Genomic DNA, 14,497 nt, shown 5'->3' with positions numbered 1-14,497 from the left:
TGCCTCAAAGTGTCCGGATGGCCGTGGAATCGGTGTCCGGATACTTGTGGAAAGAGTGTCCGGATCAGCGTGGAATCAGTGTCCGGATGTTGGTGGAATGGGTGTCCGAATGGTCATGGAATCCGCAGATTGGGTTGGCGGGGGACTAAATGCTTACGGTTATGCCTCCGATCCGCACAGTTATATCGACCCACTGGGTTTAAAATGCTCTCATTTTGCTAAAAGCCCTAAGCAAGCCCATGCTGCGATCAAAAGCAAATGGGGGCACAGCATGTCAAAACAGGAAATGAGAGAGCTGCAAAGCACCATTAACCGAACTAAATTAAGGTAGCCTCGCTACTCCAACGACGGCACGCCTTTCAGTAACACCCACACAATCGGCATCCCCAACAGCCAAAGACTGAACACAGGAAGCGGGCCCTATCACGAATGGACGGTTAAAACGCCTAATGTAGGAACCAATGGCGCTCGGCGCATCGTCGTCGACAAAAAAACAGGCCAAGCTTATTACTCTCACGATCACTATGATTCATTCATAGAAATAAACCTTGGTGGATGGAAATAATGAACATAAAAGCAACGATTGAGCTGGATTTTTCTGAAATAAAAGATACCGAGCAACTGTATGAAGCCCTCGCAGAAAAATTCGGCTTCCCTGATAGTTATGGCAAGAATGTCGATGCCGTAATTGACTGTTTATTTGGCTTGCGGTATCCAGAAGAAGGAATGACCAAAGTAAGAATAGATCCTTCTGAAAAAATAATTATCCTAACGAAAAATATTACCTCCGCCCAACAAAACTTACGAGAGACGCTTATCTTCATTGTTGAATTCGTTAACTACAAGTGCAAATTTAAAGAAACACCCTCCTCAATCCTTTTGCTCCTTGAGCGCTAGCCCTGAAAATAAACAGAATCATTACACCAGAAAATATCCATATTCGTCGGTCTCATGACGCAACGGTGCGACTTCAAATTCAATCGCTCCCTTGGGATTAGTGATGCTTGAAACACATTCTCAGATGACGGGCACCAGGTTATTAGGCAAACTGAATAGCACCATCACATCGTTTCGTGTCGAGAAAAAATGTGCGAGAGGCAAGTGGAAAACCTTAAAAAATGGACATATTCAATCTACTTTCATACAAGCTTGAAAATTTCCTGAACATCCGGCCGTACCCAACGAAGCTGGGCGCTGTTTTTTACGAAGAAGACGAGCTCGCCTTCTCGTCCTAAAAATTAGGTACCCCTATGCCACTCGATTTTATGGCTTCAGAAAGTCAAAAAAAAATCAATGAAAAAACCTCCGTATTTTCTCTGAGTGAAAACGCACACGATATTCTGCTGAGCATCGCAAAACCCAAAAAAGACTTCCCGAAAATACATAAATTTTCCGATTACTACTCCGACACCAGCATTCTTTTTGGCGAAATAAAACCTCTAATAGTTGAAATTGAAAAAATAATGAAAACCGGCAAACCAAATTCAATCGAGCTGAATGACTTTATAAAATTCCTAAATAATACCTACGATGAAAATTTGAATTTGTACATTTATTGCGATTAAACCCATTTTTCTATACGAGGACGAAGGCTACGAACCCCGGCCCCGTGTCGACGGCACCCGCATCAGCGGCCTCCCGGAACAACTCACCGAAGCGGAGGGCCACAACGTCTGGCAGGCGAGTTATCGGGTGTGGGGCAACATGCTAGAAGAGGTGCGCGAGCCGTATTACATTGAAGAGCAAAACCTGAGGTTTCAGGGGCAGTACCTGGACCGGGAGATGGGGCTGCATTTCAATATGTTCAGGTTTTATGATCCGGATGTGGGGCGGTTTATCACGCCGGATCCGATTGGGTTGGCGGGAGGGCTGAATTTTTACAGTTATGCCCCACTCACCCTGACCTGGATAGATCCGCTTGGGCTATACAATGGTGAAGGATCTCGCGACCTAGGGAAATATCATGTGTTCCATGAGCACTCACTGAACGCGTCCGAATACAAAATGACTGACGCAGAGCACTTTAGCCGCGCAAATGAATCTGTTTACAAACGAATGCAAACAGATCCGGACTTTAAACGTCAAATGCAGACTAAATACCCTGGCGCTGTAGAGCTTGTGCAGCCACGGCCGAATGGGACGTTCAGAGGAACATCCCCAGCCAATATGACTTGGCATCATGGAAACAAACCAGGCTCATTACAGCTAGCCGACTTCAATGATCATAAAACGTATCATAAAATCTACCACCCTGATGGTAAAGGCGGTCGAAATAAATGGGGCGGCGGTACGAAATGTCGAAAACAAGGAGTACTTATGATAACCATTAATGGCTTTGACGAACTTCTGCAAAAACGTAATGACCTACCCAATGTCGGCTGGTTATATGTGGATACTGATTTCGATTTGGAGTCAGAAAACGACATCCTAAATAGAAAGTATTACCTTGCAGAAAATGACGACGAAGAAATGGAGTTCGATGACGAATACGGAACATTCCTTGAGTCTCCAATACTCAAAGCGATCATTGAAAATAAAATAGAACATCATCCGAACTCCGGCAAAGAAGAACTACTGAAAGCAGTTACGTATTATTTGGAAAACGATGACTTTCTAGACTAGATTAGAAAAATAGCCGGAAGAGCTAAACAACTTCCGGCTCTATTTTTTAGCGAAAACCATAACATGCATGTATGGATAAAAAACGGGAATAAGTTTTTTCTACCGAGAGACCGGGCTGCACTACAACACGTTCCGGCTTTATGATCCGGGGGCGAACACAAAATCTGGATTCGAGTCGGGTTTAAATAAATTCAACTTTGAGCTCAACGGCGGAAAGGTTTTCCCATTAGCAAAGTAGGAGATGCCCCATGAAGGACTTTTTACACGCACGACTCAACGAATATAAGGATAAATATTCAGAGCTTATATCGTCTGTGGAGAAAAACTACAAAACGACAATCTGGGGCATGGGGATCATGCCTTCCTATTCGCCGGCCCCCTATATGTCGGAACTCCAGGGATGTAAGCCTGGGCATTTTTTTAAAAAAAAATCTGAGCCAGCCAAAAACAGACAACGTTATTTCTTAAATGAGGATAACAAAATAATAGGCGAGTTAAAATTTGCGAAATACGTAACAATTAAAAAACAATGGATTGTTTATAGACGGTTTTTTTTGCATGAGGCCGATCAAACCCTTGAACTTACATTCGGCAGTGAGCTAAACGGCAACCTAGAGGCCAACCTTGACTCGGTTTCCCTTATTAAGTTTCTGAATGACAAACCTATAGGGCATTACTGTTTGAACAATACAGGAGAATACTTCGAAACTCTTTATAAATACAATGCCGATAAAATCACTTCGATTACTGAAAAAATATGGCGAAGCACCTTCACGGAAAGATTTTATGAGATCAATCACGCAGATGATTCCCTAACCATTTTTGAAATACTTACGGACAATAGCAAACTGAAAATTTATCCTGAGGAATGTTTGACGAGATCAAACTCTTGACGAGCAAGCACTTACCCACACTTGAATACTCAGAGCATTCGAGAGGCGGTCGTACTCTACGAGTATTTATTACCGTCCAAGATTACGGTTCCATCCAGCCCAACATTCACGAAAACGATTATTGGACAGTGTACAAAGCCAATAAATCTGGAGAAAATATTGTATTTGGCAGAATTGGACATGGCGACTTCAAAAATTACGACCTAATAAAAGACTCTCCAGTCTATGTTAATGGCACGTTAATGAATGGTGGAACTTAAATATGATTGACTTTGCAGCAGACATCAAATCCAAGCACTCAGCAGCAAACGTACTATTAGGGGAAAACATTTCCAGCCATATCGATGAGTTATATAGAAAACATAACGTAAAAATAAAAAATTATAATCTACCAGACGGAAAAACAAGGATGGCCTATGTGGTAAACGACACCATCACCATAGCAACCCTTTCTGACGGAGAAATATACTCAATCGGCTGTAATGTACATTACCAAGGACTTTACAGAGGTGTGCTTTCTACAGGGATGTCTTTTGGCCAAGTAAAAAAACTCACAAAGCGTCAACGCATTTTTAATGGCTCAATAATTATCGATGATGACTTCGGATTTTCCTATGTATTACCCACCCCTTATGACGAGATAGCCGATAGCATTGAGGATATACCTCTAGAACTGATTTTAAATGAAATTTATATTTCTGACTTCTCCTCCTGGCTTAGTAGCTCGTGTTAATCGAACCAGTATGAAAAACAACTATCGACTGGAAAAACTCAAAGTGCTTGAATTGGCTCCGAATGAAAGCAGAGAAGCTATCTATTCAATGATGTTACAACCAACGCTTTCAGGGGATTACATTCAAGCACTCGACTCACTTAGAGATCTAAGGCCTCACATGACTTCAGATTACTATTATGTGGCACACAAACTGATCGCTTACAAAGGTAAAAAAATAATTTTCAAGGGAAAATTATATAAGGCAGAAAGAAACGATCTCTTGAGTTTTCTTGACGGCGCCGTGACTTCAGGCGATCTGCGCGAGTTATTAATCTCTCCAGTTCAGGCACATCCAAGCAGAAAAATAATATACATTTCAGAAGATGCAATTCATTTGTATGCGGCAGAATAATACTAAGTACCAGCTAGTTTTTTAAAGCGAACACAGCAATGAATCTGAATATGTTCACCCTACAAGAAAGCGACTCGGCCATTTTGCCAGAGAATGTCCGTATTCGTTGGTTAAGCCACCCCATTACGCAGATATTTATGGCGTTGCTGCCAAAGATAGACATCAACGGAAGCAGTAAAATAGTCGTGAAATTGGGTCCGAGGGGCGAGGAGGATTTATTTGATAATGTGCTAGGCGTGACTAATATTTTTATTGAAGATTTCGATTTCAAAGGTTTTTTGTCACTAGACCGCTTCACTCAGAATACCAAGCTGTTAGACGAGTTAGGCAACGCGCTTATTACCATCGCCACAAAAAAAGTCGAAAATAAAGAAGTCATCAGTGTAATAAATTCCACTCGCAACGCGGTGAAAAAGACTCAATTTCAATTAACAACTCAAATTAAAAAACTCTCGAAAATCAGTAAAGACAAAAAACAAAAAATCAATGTTTTTAGACTTTTAAGCCCTGAAGTTGGCGAGAGCTGGTATTGCGAAACAACTAACTCACAGAATTCGACGGAGAAGAAAATTTGGATGAACGACATCCCAAGCTTTATTGACAGGAGTGATTATTTTAAAAGCGCAGAAATAAAAGACAATATTTATTTTGTTAAGAACCGTTTAGGCAAGATTGTTTTCGAAATGCCGTTGTCGTGATCAAATGGACAGAAGGGTAAATTCTTCTGAAAATACGAATAAACCATTCAGGCAGGGTCAATTCGCGCACGAAAGCTGCGTATTCAGTGAATAATGCGCAGCGCGAACGTCGTTACTGAAGTTGAAGATTCGATCTCCGACTGGAGGGTTCGCAACGTCATTCGACCTAGGCAGAGATCCTGATGAGCAAATATTTATCGGCACTCGAAATCGACTCCCCTACGGAGCGCCTCCAGGCTCACAGCGTTCGGGAGGCAGCCGTACTCTACGTTTATCTCCTTGCTACTAAGTGCAAGCTACCTGCTGGCGGCATTTCCAAAGTAGTTCTTCAGCCAGCTCCAGTCGAAGCAGAGAAAACGCTTCTGGATGTTTGCACCTACTCTCATCCGTTCAAGCACCTCGATAAGCTACCTGCGGACGCTACGGACAGCGCCATTCGCCATTCGCCAGTCGCTAATCGAGGACATTAACGAAGCGCTTTTGTCGCTGGCGGCGCTCAAAGGGTGGGATAACGACCCGATACATAGGCTCCAAGCTGAGATCATCAAACGTGACTATCGGTTCTCAGGCACCTCGGGACGCTCACTAAAAAACCCGTCCAAAACGCTCAAAGCAACGGTTGCTTGGCGCACGGATCAATACATCAAAATCGGCGTCCTGGTGCAGGGTTCAAAAAACACGCCTGAAGCATTTTTCACAGCCACGCGAATCAGCGTCGCGCGGGGTCTTTTTGAGTCGTTGCTAGGTCCTGTTGAATGGGTGAACGATCAAACCGTTCGGCTATTCCAGGTAAACAAACGCGATTATTGGGAGATTGATACCACATCCAAAACGGTGGAATTTCACTTTGCCCGAGCCGAATCCGGTGATGCCCACGGTCAATATGACATGGCGAAAATGTACCTTGATGGATGGATAGTCGAGCAGGACTTTGAACGAGCCAGGCGGTGGCGACCACCAATCCGATTACTGGAAGGTATACAGGAATGGCGAGGTTCAGGGTCGTATAGGAGCCAAGCGTGTTGAAAAGTACGAGAAAATTGTGAACAGCCCTGTTTTCGTAGACAGCGTCTTAATGAATGCACCAAAGTAGAGTTAGCAATGGATATCACCAAGATAATAGTGCCAAAAAAGTCCATCGGCGGAATATGCATAGGCGAAAATGTAGAGAAGATTGAAGCACGTATCTCAGGTCGATATAAGATCCACAAGGAAGTTAACTCACTCACAATAGACGATGGGCTTATCGGAGCCTATCACGGTACTGACGGAATTATTTCTTCCATTTCCTGCAATCGATCTTTTACCGGAAATTACCAGAATAAGCTTTGGGCTGGAATGACGGTAGCCGACGTTCTTAGGCACTCCAAAGAGCAAGTAGCATGGTCCGGCTTCGTGCAAATAGATAAAATCAGCGGCATTGGCCTTTCATTGCCCGAAGAACATGATGATTTCGAGTCCTTAGCTGATTATCTTGGACTTGACTTCGTATTCGATGAACTCTGGGTATATAATTTCTAGTGTTTACTCAGAGCAACTCAACTTAGTTAGAAATTTTAGACTGCTGATAAACTCCACCTAATACCAGGCTCACACTAACCACACTATTCTTGAGTAGTTTGAAAATTATTTACAATGAATATAAAATTCAAAATGTGACCATTCAACGTAAGACCGCCAAGGGACTGGGAGGCCTATGGCGTGAACTCACGCAAGACCGCACTAGGAGAGGTCAATCACTGGGGGGTTGATCTGTCCAAACGGGTACTGGTCAGCAAAAAATTGCAGCTCAACAACGTCCTGGATTTGACCCGAGCCGATGTGCGCAAACAATTAGGCGCCTCCCTTAAAAGCATTACCGGCGATAAATGCACCCAAACCCATCAGATTGGCGTCTGGTCGAAAGCCAATGGTTATGATGGAATTCGGGCGCCGTCGACGCGAAACCCGACCGGTAGTAACTTAATATCATTTGCAGGTTTTTAGAATGGGACTGGAAGACGAATACACCGGCGATGCCGATTGGCAGGATTTCGTGGATTTGTATAACAAAGTCTATCTCGACGACGACGCCTGCACGCTGGCGAAAGCCTTGGATGGCAACCTCGATATGGCGGTCGTCCTCAACGGTAAAAGAGGGCTTGAGGAAGGGTTGTGGTGGATCGAACAGAAAGTGCCCGCCCTCGGTAACAAACGACCGGCCGATTGCCTCAAGAATCCGAAGCTGATCAAACGCCTGAGAATGGCGCTGATGAGTATGCCGTAACCGACAAGGAGAAAGGTGCAATGGAAGGCATACAATTGCGCAACGATTGCGCGGCGGTCAGACGCTTGCGTCGGATAAACATCCCGCATGTCTGACGCGCTCTGGGCCGCCCGACTGGGTGATGCACTCAACCATACCTCGATGATGGCCGACATTCTTGGCGGCGTGCTAGAGGTGGCGGCCAACATCGCGATCACCTTCGTCACCGGGGGGTTGGGTTGCTTCGTGCTCGGCTTGGTGGTGGGCACGATCGTGGGCCTCGCCATGAGCAAGAGCGGGGTCGACAAGGGCTTGAGTAACCTGTGCGAGAGTTTCAGCAACGCGCTGTTTCCGCCCACGGTGCAGGCGAACATTCTCACCGGCTCCACCAACACCCTCACCAACAACATCCCTGCTGCCCGCGCCGCCGGGGCGATCCCGTCCCATGTCGCGCCGGCCGGTACCGAACTGGAAATACCCGAGCCGGAAGCCGAGCCCACTTACCTGGACATGGCCGAAAGCTTCTTCTCCCAGATGTGGCGCCCTACTGTCGCCACCCCGGCGCCCGGCGCCGTGCCCAAGCCGCTGGACCTGCTCGTCTGCATGAAGCATCCGCCGATGCCGCCGCAGTTCATGGCCGAGGGCTCGGACAAGGTCACCATCAACGGTCAGCCCGCCGTGCGCAGCGGCGAGCGCAGCACCTGCGACGCCAAGGTGGTGGGCTCCGGGCTGATCTCCTCCAACGTGACCATTGGCGGCGGTTCGGTGGTGGTGCGCGAGATCCGCACCGGCAAGACCCCGGACGTGGGGCTGGCGGTCCCGGCGTTGCTGGCACAGCAACAGGTTTCATCACTACAAAGCAGCCCTCGCAAGAAGACTGTTTCAGGAAGAATACGAACCTAATCCAGTACCGGTCGACTTTGCTGACAAGAGGCTTTCATGTTCTATACCCTTGCATTCAAGAAAGACAAAGACTGCCCCACCTTCATTGATGGCGTTATTCATGAGTCGTACAGCCCTGGCGCCTATGACGATGCGATGGATGCCGACTGGCACGACGCGGGCCCCGACGAAGCTCTCGCTCCCCTCCCGAAAAAGCTGGTGCTGATTACCAAGGACAAGCGCTATGACTTTGACTTTCGCACAGCCTTTGAGGGGCATATTGTCAGTGAGCGCTTCCTGAAAGCCTTCCAGCCCCTCAAGACTTCCCGATGGGAGATCGCAGAACTGGAGATCGTCAACCCGAAGGGCGTTTCGGTCGCACAGCGCCAATATTTTTTCATGCGCCAGCAACGAATAGACAAGGAGCCTGTGGACGTGATCGATCAGACACTGTCGAAGATTAATTTTCGAGCGAGCGGCGAAATCAAAAATATCATCAGCCTGACAATCAAAGAAAATATCAGTACAGATTTTTTTAGTATCGATGAAATTACTTTACTTGGATTCGTATTTCTTTCGCCTCACGCCGCCACTGCACTTAAAGAACTAAATCTGGTAGGTGCAGAAGTGGTCGATACGGAGAAGGTCGGCTCAATCGATAGAGCCTAGCTCCCACTCAGCATGCAGGTAATTACCCTTTTCAAGATCCAGCTAACCGAAACCGAACCAATCGATTTACTCACGGGTAACTGAATTGATCCCCTATGAAAAAGTGGATCAGAACGGTGACGGTTCTATTAAAGCTGAGATTAATGATGATCGAGAACACATTTTCGAATAACGAGGCGGCCACAATGGTCCGTATCGACATCACAGGTTAGAACATGAATAAACTCATAGATGCACTCAACACCGGTAAACGGCGAGGCTACGAGGAAAGTCGCTTGATCGAGAGGGGGGCTTTTCTATTCCAGTACGCCATAAAAAAACAAGACAATATTTATTACACATATTATTTTTCAATCGACGAATCTCGCATGGACTTACTTGAAGATGATGAAAATGAAGAAATCGAAGAATTTTCAACTTTAGACGCCGCGTTGGACTATTTGAGAGATAAAGGTGCTGCGTTAGAAAAATTCGCAGCAATAAAAAACTCCTTGCCCTTCTAAAAACAAGCAAAGGCTAGCCTGACCAAGGCCGAGGGCTCTAGAGCCGACGCATCGTAGAAACCGAGCAGGATGCCGATCGAGGTTTATAGATGAAAAAGATAGCTCAAACTGTGGACCTATTAATCTCCCACAGCCAGATTCAATTCCGCTCACGGGACTTCGACGAAATCTCATGCCAGTGGGACAGGGTTAACCTGGAGCAGGGTGCGATCATTCATAGCGACTATGTTGTGTTTGACCCTCTACCCGAAGACGCTTTCGGGGCAAACGTGCACCTGAAACTGGAAGACCGCTTCAACCTCGACCCCACCGCCCAGCGCTGCATCGTCGTGCCGTTTCATGTCTCGGACCCCGGTCATGTGGAAATTGCATCCGCTGCTGAAAAATTCAAGGTCGAGCTTGATCTAGAGAAACGCGACTATGCGTTGTACTTCGAGGTTTGTGAGGGTGAAGAAATATTTTACAAAATCACTCTGGTCCCATCAGACAGCAAAGTTCCAGCCAAGTACCTGCTGGACGATCCTTGGGGCGGCGAGAAAGACAAGGTACTGGTAGGGGGACTTCGTTAGAAGTTCATCTCTGCGTCCAACAAAAATGGGCACCTGATCCAATCGGTGTGCCCATTTTTCCAGCTCGCGCTCATGTTCCCTCGCCATCCGATCAGTCGAATCCATCGCGTCTTTACCTATGACACCCGCGGTCAGTTGCTCGCCGAACAAAGCGCGACCGGCACCCTGCCCTCCCACTACGACGAACTCGTCAACCTGATCCAGACCCAACTGCCCGACAGCTGCTGGCTCAATCGCCTGTACTACGAAAGCTATGATCAGGCTGGCGCGGACAGAATGAAGAAAGGCCTGGTTACTGATGGCTTTGATATACATCATAAAAAGCCGATTTTCAGGGGAGGCAACAATCGTCAAAGTCATCTTGTTCCCATGGACAAGGCCTACCATAAAACCAATAGCAAGACCCTACATTGGTATCCTGAAGGGGAAAATCCATATGGACTCAATTAAAAGTACACAGTGCCAAGTCTGCAAGGAAATCTTTGAACTGAATGCGCAGCAGCAAAGTTTCGTCTTGCCCCTGGTCGAAAAAGGTCAACGTTTCATAATGATAGAGTGCCCCTGCTGCGGCTCCTCTACGCAATGCGTCAAGACTGCGGATAGTGCTCAGAATCAGAATCAAGACATACATTATCGATGCCCTATTACTCAATGCGCAGGATGGGTAGATTTGATTGACACCCATTCGCCGCCATTCTGGGGATGCGGTGAATGCGGCAGCGTTTGGTATGAAGAGAGTAATTTCCAAAAAGAAATTACCGAAATTATCGCCCGTCATCCTTACAGAGGAGGTAGCTATGAGAAAATCAATGGCAAATGGCTGCCTGCCACCTTAAGCTCAGAGCCTGTAAATTACGAAGAACTCGTCAAGAAAGAACCGCCTGATGAAAACGATGAGTTGGTACGAGACTGATTGACTAGTCGATGGTCGTAACAGAGTAGAACCTGAAGTTTCAGAGGCAGTACCTGGACCGGGAGACTGGGCTGCCTTTCAATACGTGATCCGGATGTGGGATGGTTTACAAAGTCGGATCCTATTGGGTTGATGGGAGGATTAAACCTCTATCAATATGGACATAACCGATGGGTGGACCCATGGGGTTGGGGTTGTGTCCAGTTCAAAACGCTGGAAAAAGGCGACGCTAACGGTGCAAAGCTCCTGCATGAGACGTAGTGAGATCAAGGTATTGGAAGAGTCGACACGAAGCCTCGAAAACTTCAGGCGGCGTGAACGACCCCCGAAACTTACGGGAAGTCACACGAGAACAACATGCCGAACTTGATAATTTCAGACATCTAGGAGCTAAGTAATGACTGCTATAGAAATTGTGAAGCAATTTGTCGAAGCATCCATTTCGCCAAAAGAATTCGAAGCGGAAATTTATGCCAACTCATCAATTGAAGAGTTACTAAGAATCGAGAAAAATTTACCAGCTTACGTGGCAGAGTCAGACCTATACACATACGCCATCAGTCAAAACTATGAAAACCTTGAATCCATATATAACACCCAAACTCTTCTATCTGACTTTCTAAACAAGAAAAACATACCCCACAAGATCAAAAAAAAATATAAAGAGCCATTCAACCTAACGCTGAAAGTTCAGCCAAAATGGTTGTCCCTACCATCAGACTATCTATCCAGCCTCATTGAAGACAAAAAATCACTTAGCACCAAAGAGCTGCAGCTATGGTTAAAGGGAAAAATAAAAAGTGATTTTCGTTCTCTGAAGACACCACCTAAATGGCTCCAAAACCCCGAATGGCCTATACAAGATGGAAGACCAATGATTTTTTTGGGGCAACTCGATATTAGTGGTTTAAGCCATGATAACTCGCAGGCTTATTTGTTTTGTGATGAAAACAAGAAAACTTTTCATACGGTCACGCAATCTTGCTGATCAGCATTGATATTGAAAAATGTCGAGCTAGACCATCCTTGGCGCCGTGCTGGCGGCGTAATTTCACATTAAGTACCCTTGGGATTAGTGATGATTGAAAACACATTCTCAGATGACGAAGCGGCCATTACCTCAGTGGATCTGGACCATCTGGAGTCCGCTATCGGAAAGAAGCCTACTTTTCGCGAACTACTGGGGCGGCAACTTCTTTTGCCCGAATCTTGATTCGGGGTCCATCAGTGATTTCACGACTGATAGCTTTGATAGCGATCTTAGCCCTGAAGAGAATCAGGCCCAATCTGAAAAACATGTCTGCTCTAATTTCATCCGGTTTGTTCAAGGACTGACTAATGAACAATATATATATGAAGAGTAAGCGTCTGAATGGCATTTGGATCGATCTCGTGCTGGACGACAGCAAAGTTCTGCTCGGGGGTTTTGCGGGGGGCGAAAAATGAACATGAGCACGTTACAAAAGGCATTGATAGAGCTGCACCGTATCCATAAGAAATTCCTGTTGGACGGCAAATTCGAAAAGAATGGCCAAGTCAACGCCACATGGCCGCAAACGCTTGAGCGCTCTGTCGAAACTGATTTTTTCTATGACAACTACGAGCCTGTGGGTGTAGAGATGGAGACAGGTTTGACTCCGATACGTTTTTTTGACCTGAACACCATTGAAGATGACCAAGCGGGCTACAAATGGGATGGCAATTCAAACAAGTCGCAGCTCAACCCACGCTGGCCAGCCAGTTTTGTAGTATTTATGGATGATATCGGAGGCGGTAAACCTGTCATCGCCGTTACCGACACTGAGGGTACGCCTGTATTTGCCAGCTATGACGTGGCTTTGCCTTTCAAAATTGCCGACTCATTGGCTGATTTCTTTTTTGCTTTTGCCAAATTGATTGAGGTTGTCCACGGCGAATTCGAAATTTTTGAGATCTATAACGATGATGACGAACTTTCCAGCAAGTTCGTAGAATTACTCACAAAGGAAGTCAGCCCCCTACTTGGGGAAGAAAACTTCGAACGGTTTTTTGATTATTTTTATGGTTAATCTTCAGGTCATGGATCTGACCCGGCCAGTGAGCGCAGAAGATGAAACAACTGGAAGACGAATACCTCGGCGATGCCGACTGGCAAGTGCTTGTGCGGTTATTCGAAGAGGACTATCTCGACGACAACGCCCGCACCCTGGCGAAACAACTGGATGGCAACCTCGACATGGCGGTCATCCTCTACGGTAAAAGAGGGCTCAAGGAAGGATTGTGGTGGATCGAACAACAAGTGCCCGCCCTGGATAGCATACGGCCGGCCGATTGCCTCAAGGATCCGAAGCTGATCAAACGCCTTAGAGCCGCGCTGATGCGCATGCCGTAACCAACAAGGAGAACAGTGCAATGGAAGGCATCGAATTGCGCAACAAACGCAACGATTGCGCGGTGGCCAGACGCTTGCGGCGGATGAACACCCTGCATGTCTGACACGCTCTGGGCCGCCCGGCTGGGCGACGCACTCAACCACACCTCGATGATGGCCGACATTCTTGGCGGCGTGCTGGAGGCGGCGGCCAATATTGCGATCACCGTGGTGGCGACAACTGCAGCGGTCGCGGCCATGGGCATCACCGTCGTCACCGGCGGGCTCGGTTGCTTCCTGCTCGGCGTGGTGGTCGGTACCATCGTCGGCCACGCCATGAGCAAGACCGGGGCCGGCAAGGGCTTGAGTAACCGGTGCGAGAGTTTCAGCAACGCCCTCTTCCCGCCCACGGTGCAGGGCGCACATTCTCACCTCACCAATAACATTCCCGCCGCACGAGCCGCCGGAGCGATCCCGTCCCATGTCGCGCATTCAAAATTAAAGGTTGTTCATGATGCACAGAGATAATTTTGTCGATGGGATGGTTTTCCAAGATGATGATGACCTGGTTGAAACGGTTATTTTCAACATGCGTAGTTGGGTCGAAGTCATCCGAGGAATTATTGTTCACTATGCCAACAGGACCGAAGCGGAAGCCGATTCGCTTATGGCTGCTGCGCCTGTAATAAACAAGCCTGTCAGTAACTACATGGCTGTCATTTCAAGGAGCCACGAACTGGAGTACCACTGGGCCATGTTGATAGCCTATGGAAAACAATATTGGTCCACCCAGGGAATCAGCCAAGAACCTCCCGAAGACTACCTTGAATGGGAAACCAATTACCGGACCGAACATAAACTGGCACAAGAAAGCTTTGTATTCAGTGAGTAGTGAGCGCACGGGGACCTTACCGCAGTGGTCGCTTACCTACGCGACAATGCCAAACACACTAGACGGCCCTCGATAACGCCGGCCGCCTTGCAAAGGCATTTCGAGTACGACCCCACCGCCAACCTGCTGGACGG

The 14,497-nt window shown here is 46.9% G+C and carries 22 protein-coding genes and 4 pseudogenes; 25 read left to right on the top strand and 1 reads right to left on the bottom strand.

Annotated features, from left to right (window positions below):
- Window positions 1–376 precede the first annotated feature (376 nt).
- The 18 genes and pseudogenes from AACY49_RS31785 to AACY49_RS08680 all read left to right on the top strand — a co-directional run bounded on the left by AACY49_RS31785 (window position 377) and on the right by AACY49_RS08680 (window position 10,658).
- Entirely contained in the window at window positions 377–565 is a 189-nt protein-coding gene (locus tag AACY49_RS31785) for a ribonuclease domain-containing protein (protein ID WP_445262632.1), read from the top strand.
- Window positions 565–897, top strand: a complete 333-nt coding sequence (locus tag AACY49_RS08760) for a barstar family protein (protein WP_320392705.1) — start codon at window positions 565–567, stop codon at window positions 895–897. Before AACY49_RS31785 ends, AACY49_RS08760 begins: the two co-directional genes overlap by 1 nt.
- 353 nt (window positions 898–1,250) lie before the next feature.
- The gene (locus AACY49_RS08755) at window positions 1,251–1,565 is read left to right on the top strand and encodes a hypothetical protein (RefSeq protein ID WP_339523000.1); all 315 of its coding nucleotides are present in this window, start codon (window positions 1,251–1,253) and stop codon (window positions 1,563–1,565) included.
- Window positions 1,566–1,569: 4 nt separating this feature from the next.
- Window positions 1,570–1,923 (top strand): annotated as a pseudogene (locus AACY49_RS08750) (RHS repeat-associated core domain-containing protein); the annotation flags it as partial.
- A gap of 81 nt (window positions 1,924–2,004) precedes the next feature.
- Window positions 2,005–2,622, top strand: coding sequence for a DUF7716 domain-containing protein (locus AACY49_RS08745; RefSeq protein ID WP_445262631.1), 618 nt, complete (start codon window positions 2,005–2,007; stop codon window positions 2,620–2,622).
- Between the two features lie 248 nt (window positions 2,623–2,870).
- Entirely contained in the window at window positions 2,871–3,515 is a 645-nt protein-coding gene (locus AACY49_RS08740; RefSeq protein ID WP_258698209.1) for a hypothetical protein, read from the top strand.
- A 262-nt stretch (window positions 3,516–3,777) separates the two neighbouring features.
- Window positions 3,778–4,248, top strand: a complete 471-nt coding sequence (locus AACY49_RS08735) for a hypothetical protein (protein WP_258698210.1) — start codon at window positions 3,778–3,780, stop codon at window positions 4,246–4,248.
- A gap of 10 nt (window positions 4,249–4,258) precedes the next feature.
- Window positions 4,259–4,642, top strand: a complete 384-nt coding sequence (locus tag AACY49_RS08730; RefSeq protein ID WP_339522996.1) for a hypothetical protein — start codon at window positions 4,259–4,261, stop codon at window positions 4,640–4,642.
- Between the two features lie 50 nt (window positions 4,643–4,692).
- Window positions 4,693–5,340 (top strand): hypothetical protein, encoded by a 648-nt coding sequence (locus AACY49_RS08725; protein ID WP_258698212.1) that lies wholly within the window; start codon window positions 4,693–4,695, stop codon window positions 5,338–5,340.
- 366 nt (window positions 5,341–5,706) lie between these two features.
- Window positions 5,707–6,366, top strand: a complete 660-nt coding sequence (locus AACY49_RS08720; RefSeq protein ID WP_339522993.1) for an SEL1-like repeat protein — start codon at window positions 5,707–5,709, stop codon at window positions 6,364–6,366.
- 75 nt (window positions 6,367–6,441) lie between these two features.
- Complete coding sequence (locus tag AACY49_RS08715) at window positions 6,442–6,861, top strand: hypothetical protein (RefSeq protein ID WP_258698214.1); 420 nt, start codon at window positions 6,442–6,444, stop codon at window positions 6,859–6,861.
- Between the two features lie 180 nt (window positions 6,862–7,041).
- The gene (locus tag AACY49_RS08710; RefSeq protein WP_258698215.1) at window positions 7,042–7,326 is read left to right on the top strand and encodes an RES family NAD+ phosphorylase; all 285 of its coding nucleotides are present in this window, start codon (window positions 7,042–7,044) and stop codon (window positions 7,324–7,326) included.
- A 1-nt stretch (window position 7,327) separates the two neighbouring features.
- A complete protein-coding gene (locus AACY49_RS08705) occupies window positions 7,328–7,606 on the top strand; it encodes a hypothetical protein (RefSeq protein WP_339522990.1) in 279 nt (92 codons plus the stop codon).
- Between the two features lie 87 nt (window positions 7,607–7,693).
- Window positions 7,694–8,416, top strand: a pseudogene (locus tag AACY49_RS08700) (PAAR domain-containing protein); the annotation flags it as partial.
- 108 nt (window positions 8,417–8,524) lie between these two features.
- A complete protein-coding gene (locus tag AACY49_RS08695; RefSeq protein ID WP_339522988.1) occupies window positions 8,525–9,136 on the top strand; it encodes an Imm43 family immunity protein in 612 nt (203 codons plus the stop codon).
- A 215-nt stretch (window positions 9,137–9,351) separates the two neighbouring features.
- Window positions 9,352–9,639, top strand: coding sequence for a hypothetical protein (locus AACY49_RS08690; protein WP_258698219.1), 288 nt, complete (start codon window positions 9,352–9,354; stop codon window positions 9,637–9,639).
- A gap of 89 nt (window positions 9,640–9,728) precedes the next feature.
- Complete coding sequence (gene comJ / locus AACY49_RS08685; RefSeq protein ID WP_339522985.1) at window positions 9,729–10,208, top strand: competence protein ComJ; 480 nt, start codon at window positions 9,729–9,731, stop codon at window positions 10,206–10,208.
- 72 nt (window positions 10,209–10,280) lie between these two features.
- Window positions 10,281–10,658 (top strand): HNH endonuclease signature motif containing protein, encoded by a 378-nt coding sequence (locus AACY49_RS08680; protein WP_339522984.1) that lies wholly within the window; start codon window positions 10,281–10,283, stop codon window positions 10,656–10,658.
- On the opposite strand, the gene AACY49_RS08675 is transcribed toward AACY49_RS08680, so the two are convergent.
- A complete protein-coding gene (locus AACY49_RS08675) occupies window positions 10,651–10,839 on the bottom strand; it encodes a hypothetical protein (protein WP_339522982.1) in 189 nt (62 codons plus the stop codon). The genes AACY49_RS08680 and AACY49_RS08675 overlap by 8 nt on opposite strands.
- Window positions 10,840–10,878: 39 nt before the next feature.
- Here AACY49_RS08675 and AACY49_RS08670 point away from each other — a divergent pair, with 39 nt between their 5' ends.
- From AACY49_RS08670 to AACY49_RS08645, 7 genes and pseudogenes are all read left to right on the top strand, one after another.
- Window positions 10,879–11,121, top strand: a complete 243-nt coding sequence (locus AACY49_RS08670; RefSeq protein WP_258698223.1) for a hypothetical protein — start codon at window positions 10,879–10,881, stop codon at window positions 11,119–11,121.
- A gap of 29 nt (window positions 11,122–11,150) precedes the next feature.
- Window positions 11,151–11,319, top strand: a pseudogene (locus AACY49_RS31780) (RHS repeat-associated core domain-containing protein); the annotation flags it as partial.
- A gap of 199 nt (window positions 11,320–11,518) precedes the next feature.
- Window positions 11,519–12,109, top strand: a complete 591-nt coding sequence (locus AACY49_RS08665) for a hypothetical protein (RefSeq protein ID WP_339522980.1) — start codon at window positions 11,519–11,521, stop codon at window positions 12,107–12,109.
- A gap of 460 nt (window positions 12,110–12,569) precedes the next feature.
- Window positions 12,570–13,169 (top strand): hypothetical protein, encoded by a 600-nt coding sequence (locus AACY49_RS08660; protein ID WP_339522978.1) that lies wholly within the window; start codon window positions 12,570–12,572, stop codon window positions 13,167–13,169.
- Window positions 13,170–13,210: 41 nt separating this feature from the next.
- Window positions 13,211–13,492: a hypothetical protein gene (locus tag AACY49_RS08655; RefSeq protein ID WP_339522976.1), complete on the top strand. Its 282-nt coding sequence runs from the start codon at window positions 13,211–13,213 to the stop codon at window positions 13,490–13,492.
- A gap of 96 nt (window positions 13,493–13,588) precedes the next feature.
- Window positions 13,589–13,960 (top strand): annotated as a pseudogene (locus AACY49_RS08650) (hypothetical protein); the annotation flags it as partial.
- Between the two features lie 22 nt (window positions 13,961–13,982).
- On the top strand, window positions 13,983–14,363 hold the full coding sequence (locus AACY49_RS08645; protein ID WP_339522974.1) for a hypothetical protein: 381 nt from the start codon (window positions 13,983–13,985) through the stop codon (window positions 14,361–14,363).
- Window positions 14,364–14,497 lie beyond the last annotated feature (134 nt).

The organism is Pseudomonas sp. EL_65y_Pfl2_R96, assembly GCF_963970905.1.
Lineage (GTDB): Bacteria > Pseudomonadota > Gammaproteobacteria > Pseudomonadales > Pseudomonadaceae > Aquipseudomonas.
Note: the sequence above shows the minus strand (reverse complement) of the source record. Positions and strands in the feature narration are given on the sequence as shown.

Excerpts from the sequence above, each read along its gene's own strand:
- AACY49_RS08725 (WP_258698212.1), top strand. The coding sequence starts at position 4,693 with ATGTTCACCCTACAAGAAAGCGACTCGGCCATTTTGCCAGAGAATGTC.
- AACY49_RS08645 (WP_339522974.1), top strand. The coding sequence starts at position 13,983 with ATGATGCACAGAGATAATTTTGTCGATGGGATGGTTTTCCAAGATGAT.
- AACY49_RS08740 (WP_258698209.1), top strand. The coding sequence starts at position 2,871 with ATGAAGGACTTTTTACACGCACGACTCAACGAATATAAGGATAAATAT.
- AACY49_RS08705 (WP_339522990.1), top strand. The coding sequence starts at position 7,328 with ATGGGACTGGAAGACGAATACACCGGCGATGCCGATTGGCAGGATTTC.
- AACY49_RS08745 (WP_445262631.1), top strand. The coding sequence starts at position 2,005 with ATGACTGACGCAGAGCACTTTAGCCGCGCAAATGAATCTGTTTACAAA.
- AACY49_RS08660 (WP_339522978.1), top strand. The coding sequence starts at position 12,570 with ATGAGCACGTTACAAAAGGCATTGATAGAGCTGCACCGTATCCATAAG.
- AACY49_RS08735 (WP_258698210.1), top strand. The coding sequence starts at position 3,778 with ATGATTGACTTTGCAGCAGACATCAAATCCAAGCACTCAGCAGCAAAC.
- AACY49_RS08720 (WP_339522993.1), top strand. The coding sequence starts at position 5,707 with ATGTTTGCACCTACTCTCATCCGTTCAAGCACCTCGATAAGCTACCTG.
- AACY49_RS08730 (WP_339522996.1), top strand. The coding sequence starts at position 4,259 with ATGAAAAACAACTATCGACTGGAAAAACTCAAAGTGCTTGAATTGGCT.
- AACY49_RS08715 (WP_258698214.1), top strand. The coding sequence starts at position 6,442 with ATGGATATCACCAAGATAATAGTGCCAAAAAAGTCCATCGGCGGAATA.
- AACY49_RS08665 (WP_339522980.1), top strand. The coding sequence starts at position 11,519 with ATGACTGCTATAGAAATTGTGAAGCAATTTGTCGAAGCATCCATTTCG.
- AACY49_RS08675 (WP_339522982.1), bottom strand. The coding sequence starts at position 10,839 with ATGTATGTCTTGATTCTGATTCTGAGCACTATCCGCAGTCTTGACGCA.
- comJ (WP_339522985.1), top strand. The coding sequence starts at position 9,729 with ATGAAAAAGATAGCTCAAACTGTGGACCTATTAATCTCCCACAGCCAG.
- AACY49_RS08690 (WP_258698219.1), top strand. The coding sequence starts at position 9,352 with ATGAATAAACTCATAGATGCACTCAACACCGGTAAACGGCGAGGCTAC.
- AACY49_RS08760 (WP_320392705.1), top strand. The coding sequence starts at position 565 with ATGAACATAAAAGCAACGATTGAGCTGGATTTTTCTGAAATAAAAGAT.
- AACY49_RS08655 (WP_339522976.1), top strand. The coding sequence starts at position 13,211 with ATGAAACAACTGGAAGACGAATACCTCGGCGATGCCGACTGGCAAGTG.
- AACY49_RS08755 (WP_339523000.1), top strand. The coding sequence starts at position 1,251 with ATGCCACTCGATTTTATGGCTTCAGAAAGTCAAAAAAAAATCAATGAA.
- AACY49_RS08695 (WP_339522988.1), top strand. The coding sequence starts at position 8,525 with ATGTTCTATACCCTTGCATTCAAGAAAGACAAAGACTGCCCCACCTTC.
- AACY49_RS08680 (WP_339522984.1), top strand. The coding sequence starts at position 10,281 with ATGTTCCCTCGCCATCCGATCAGTCGAATCCATCGCGTCTTTACCTAT.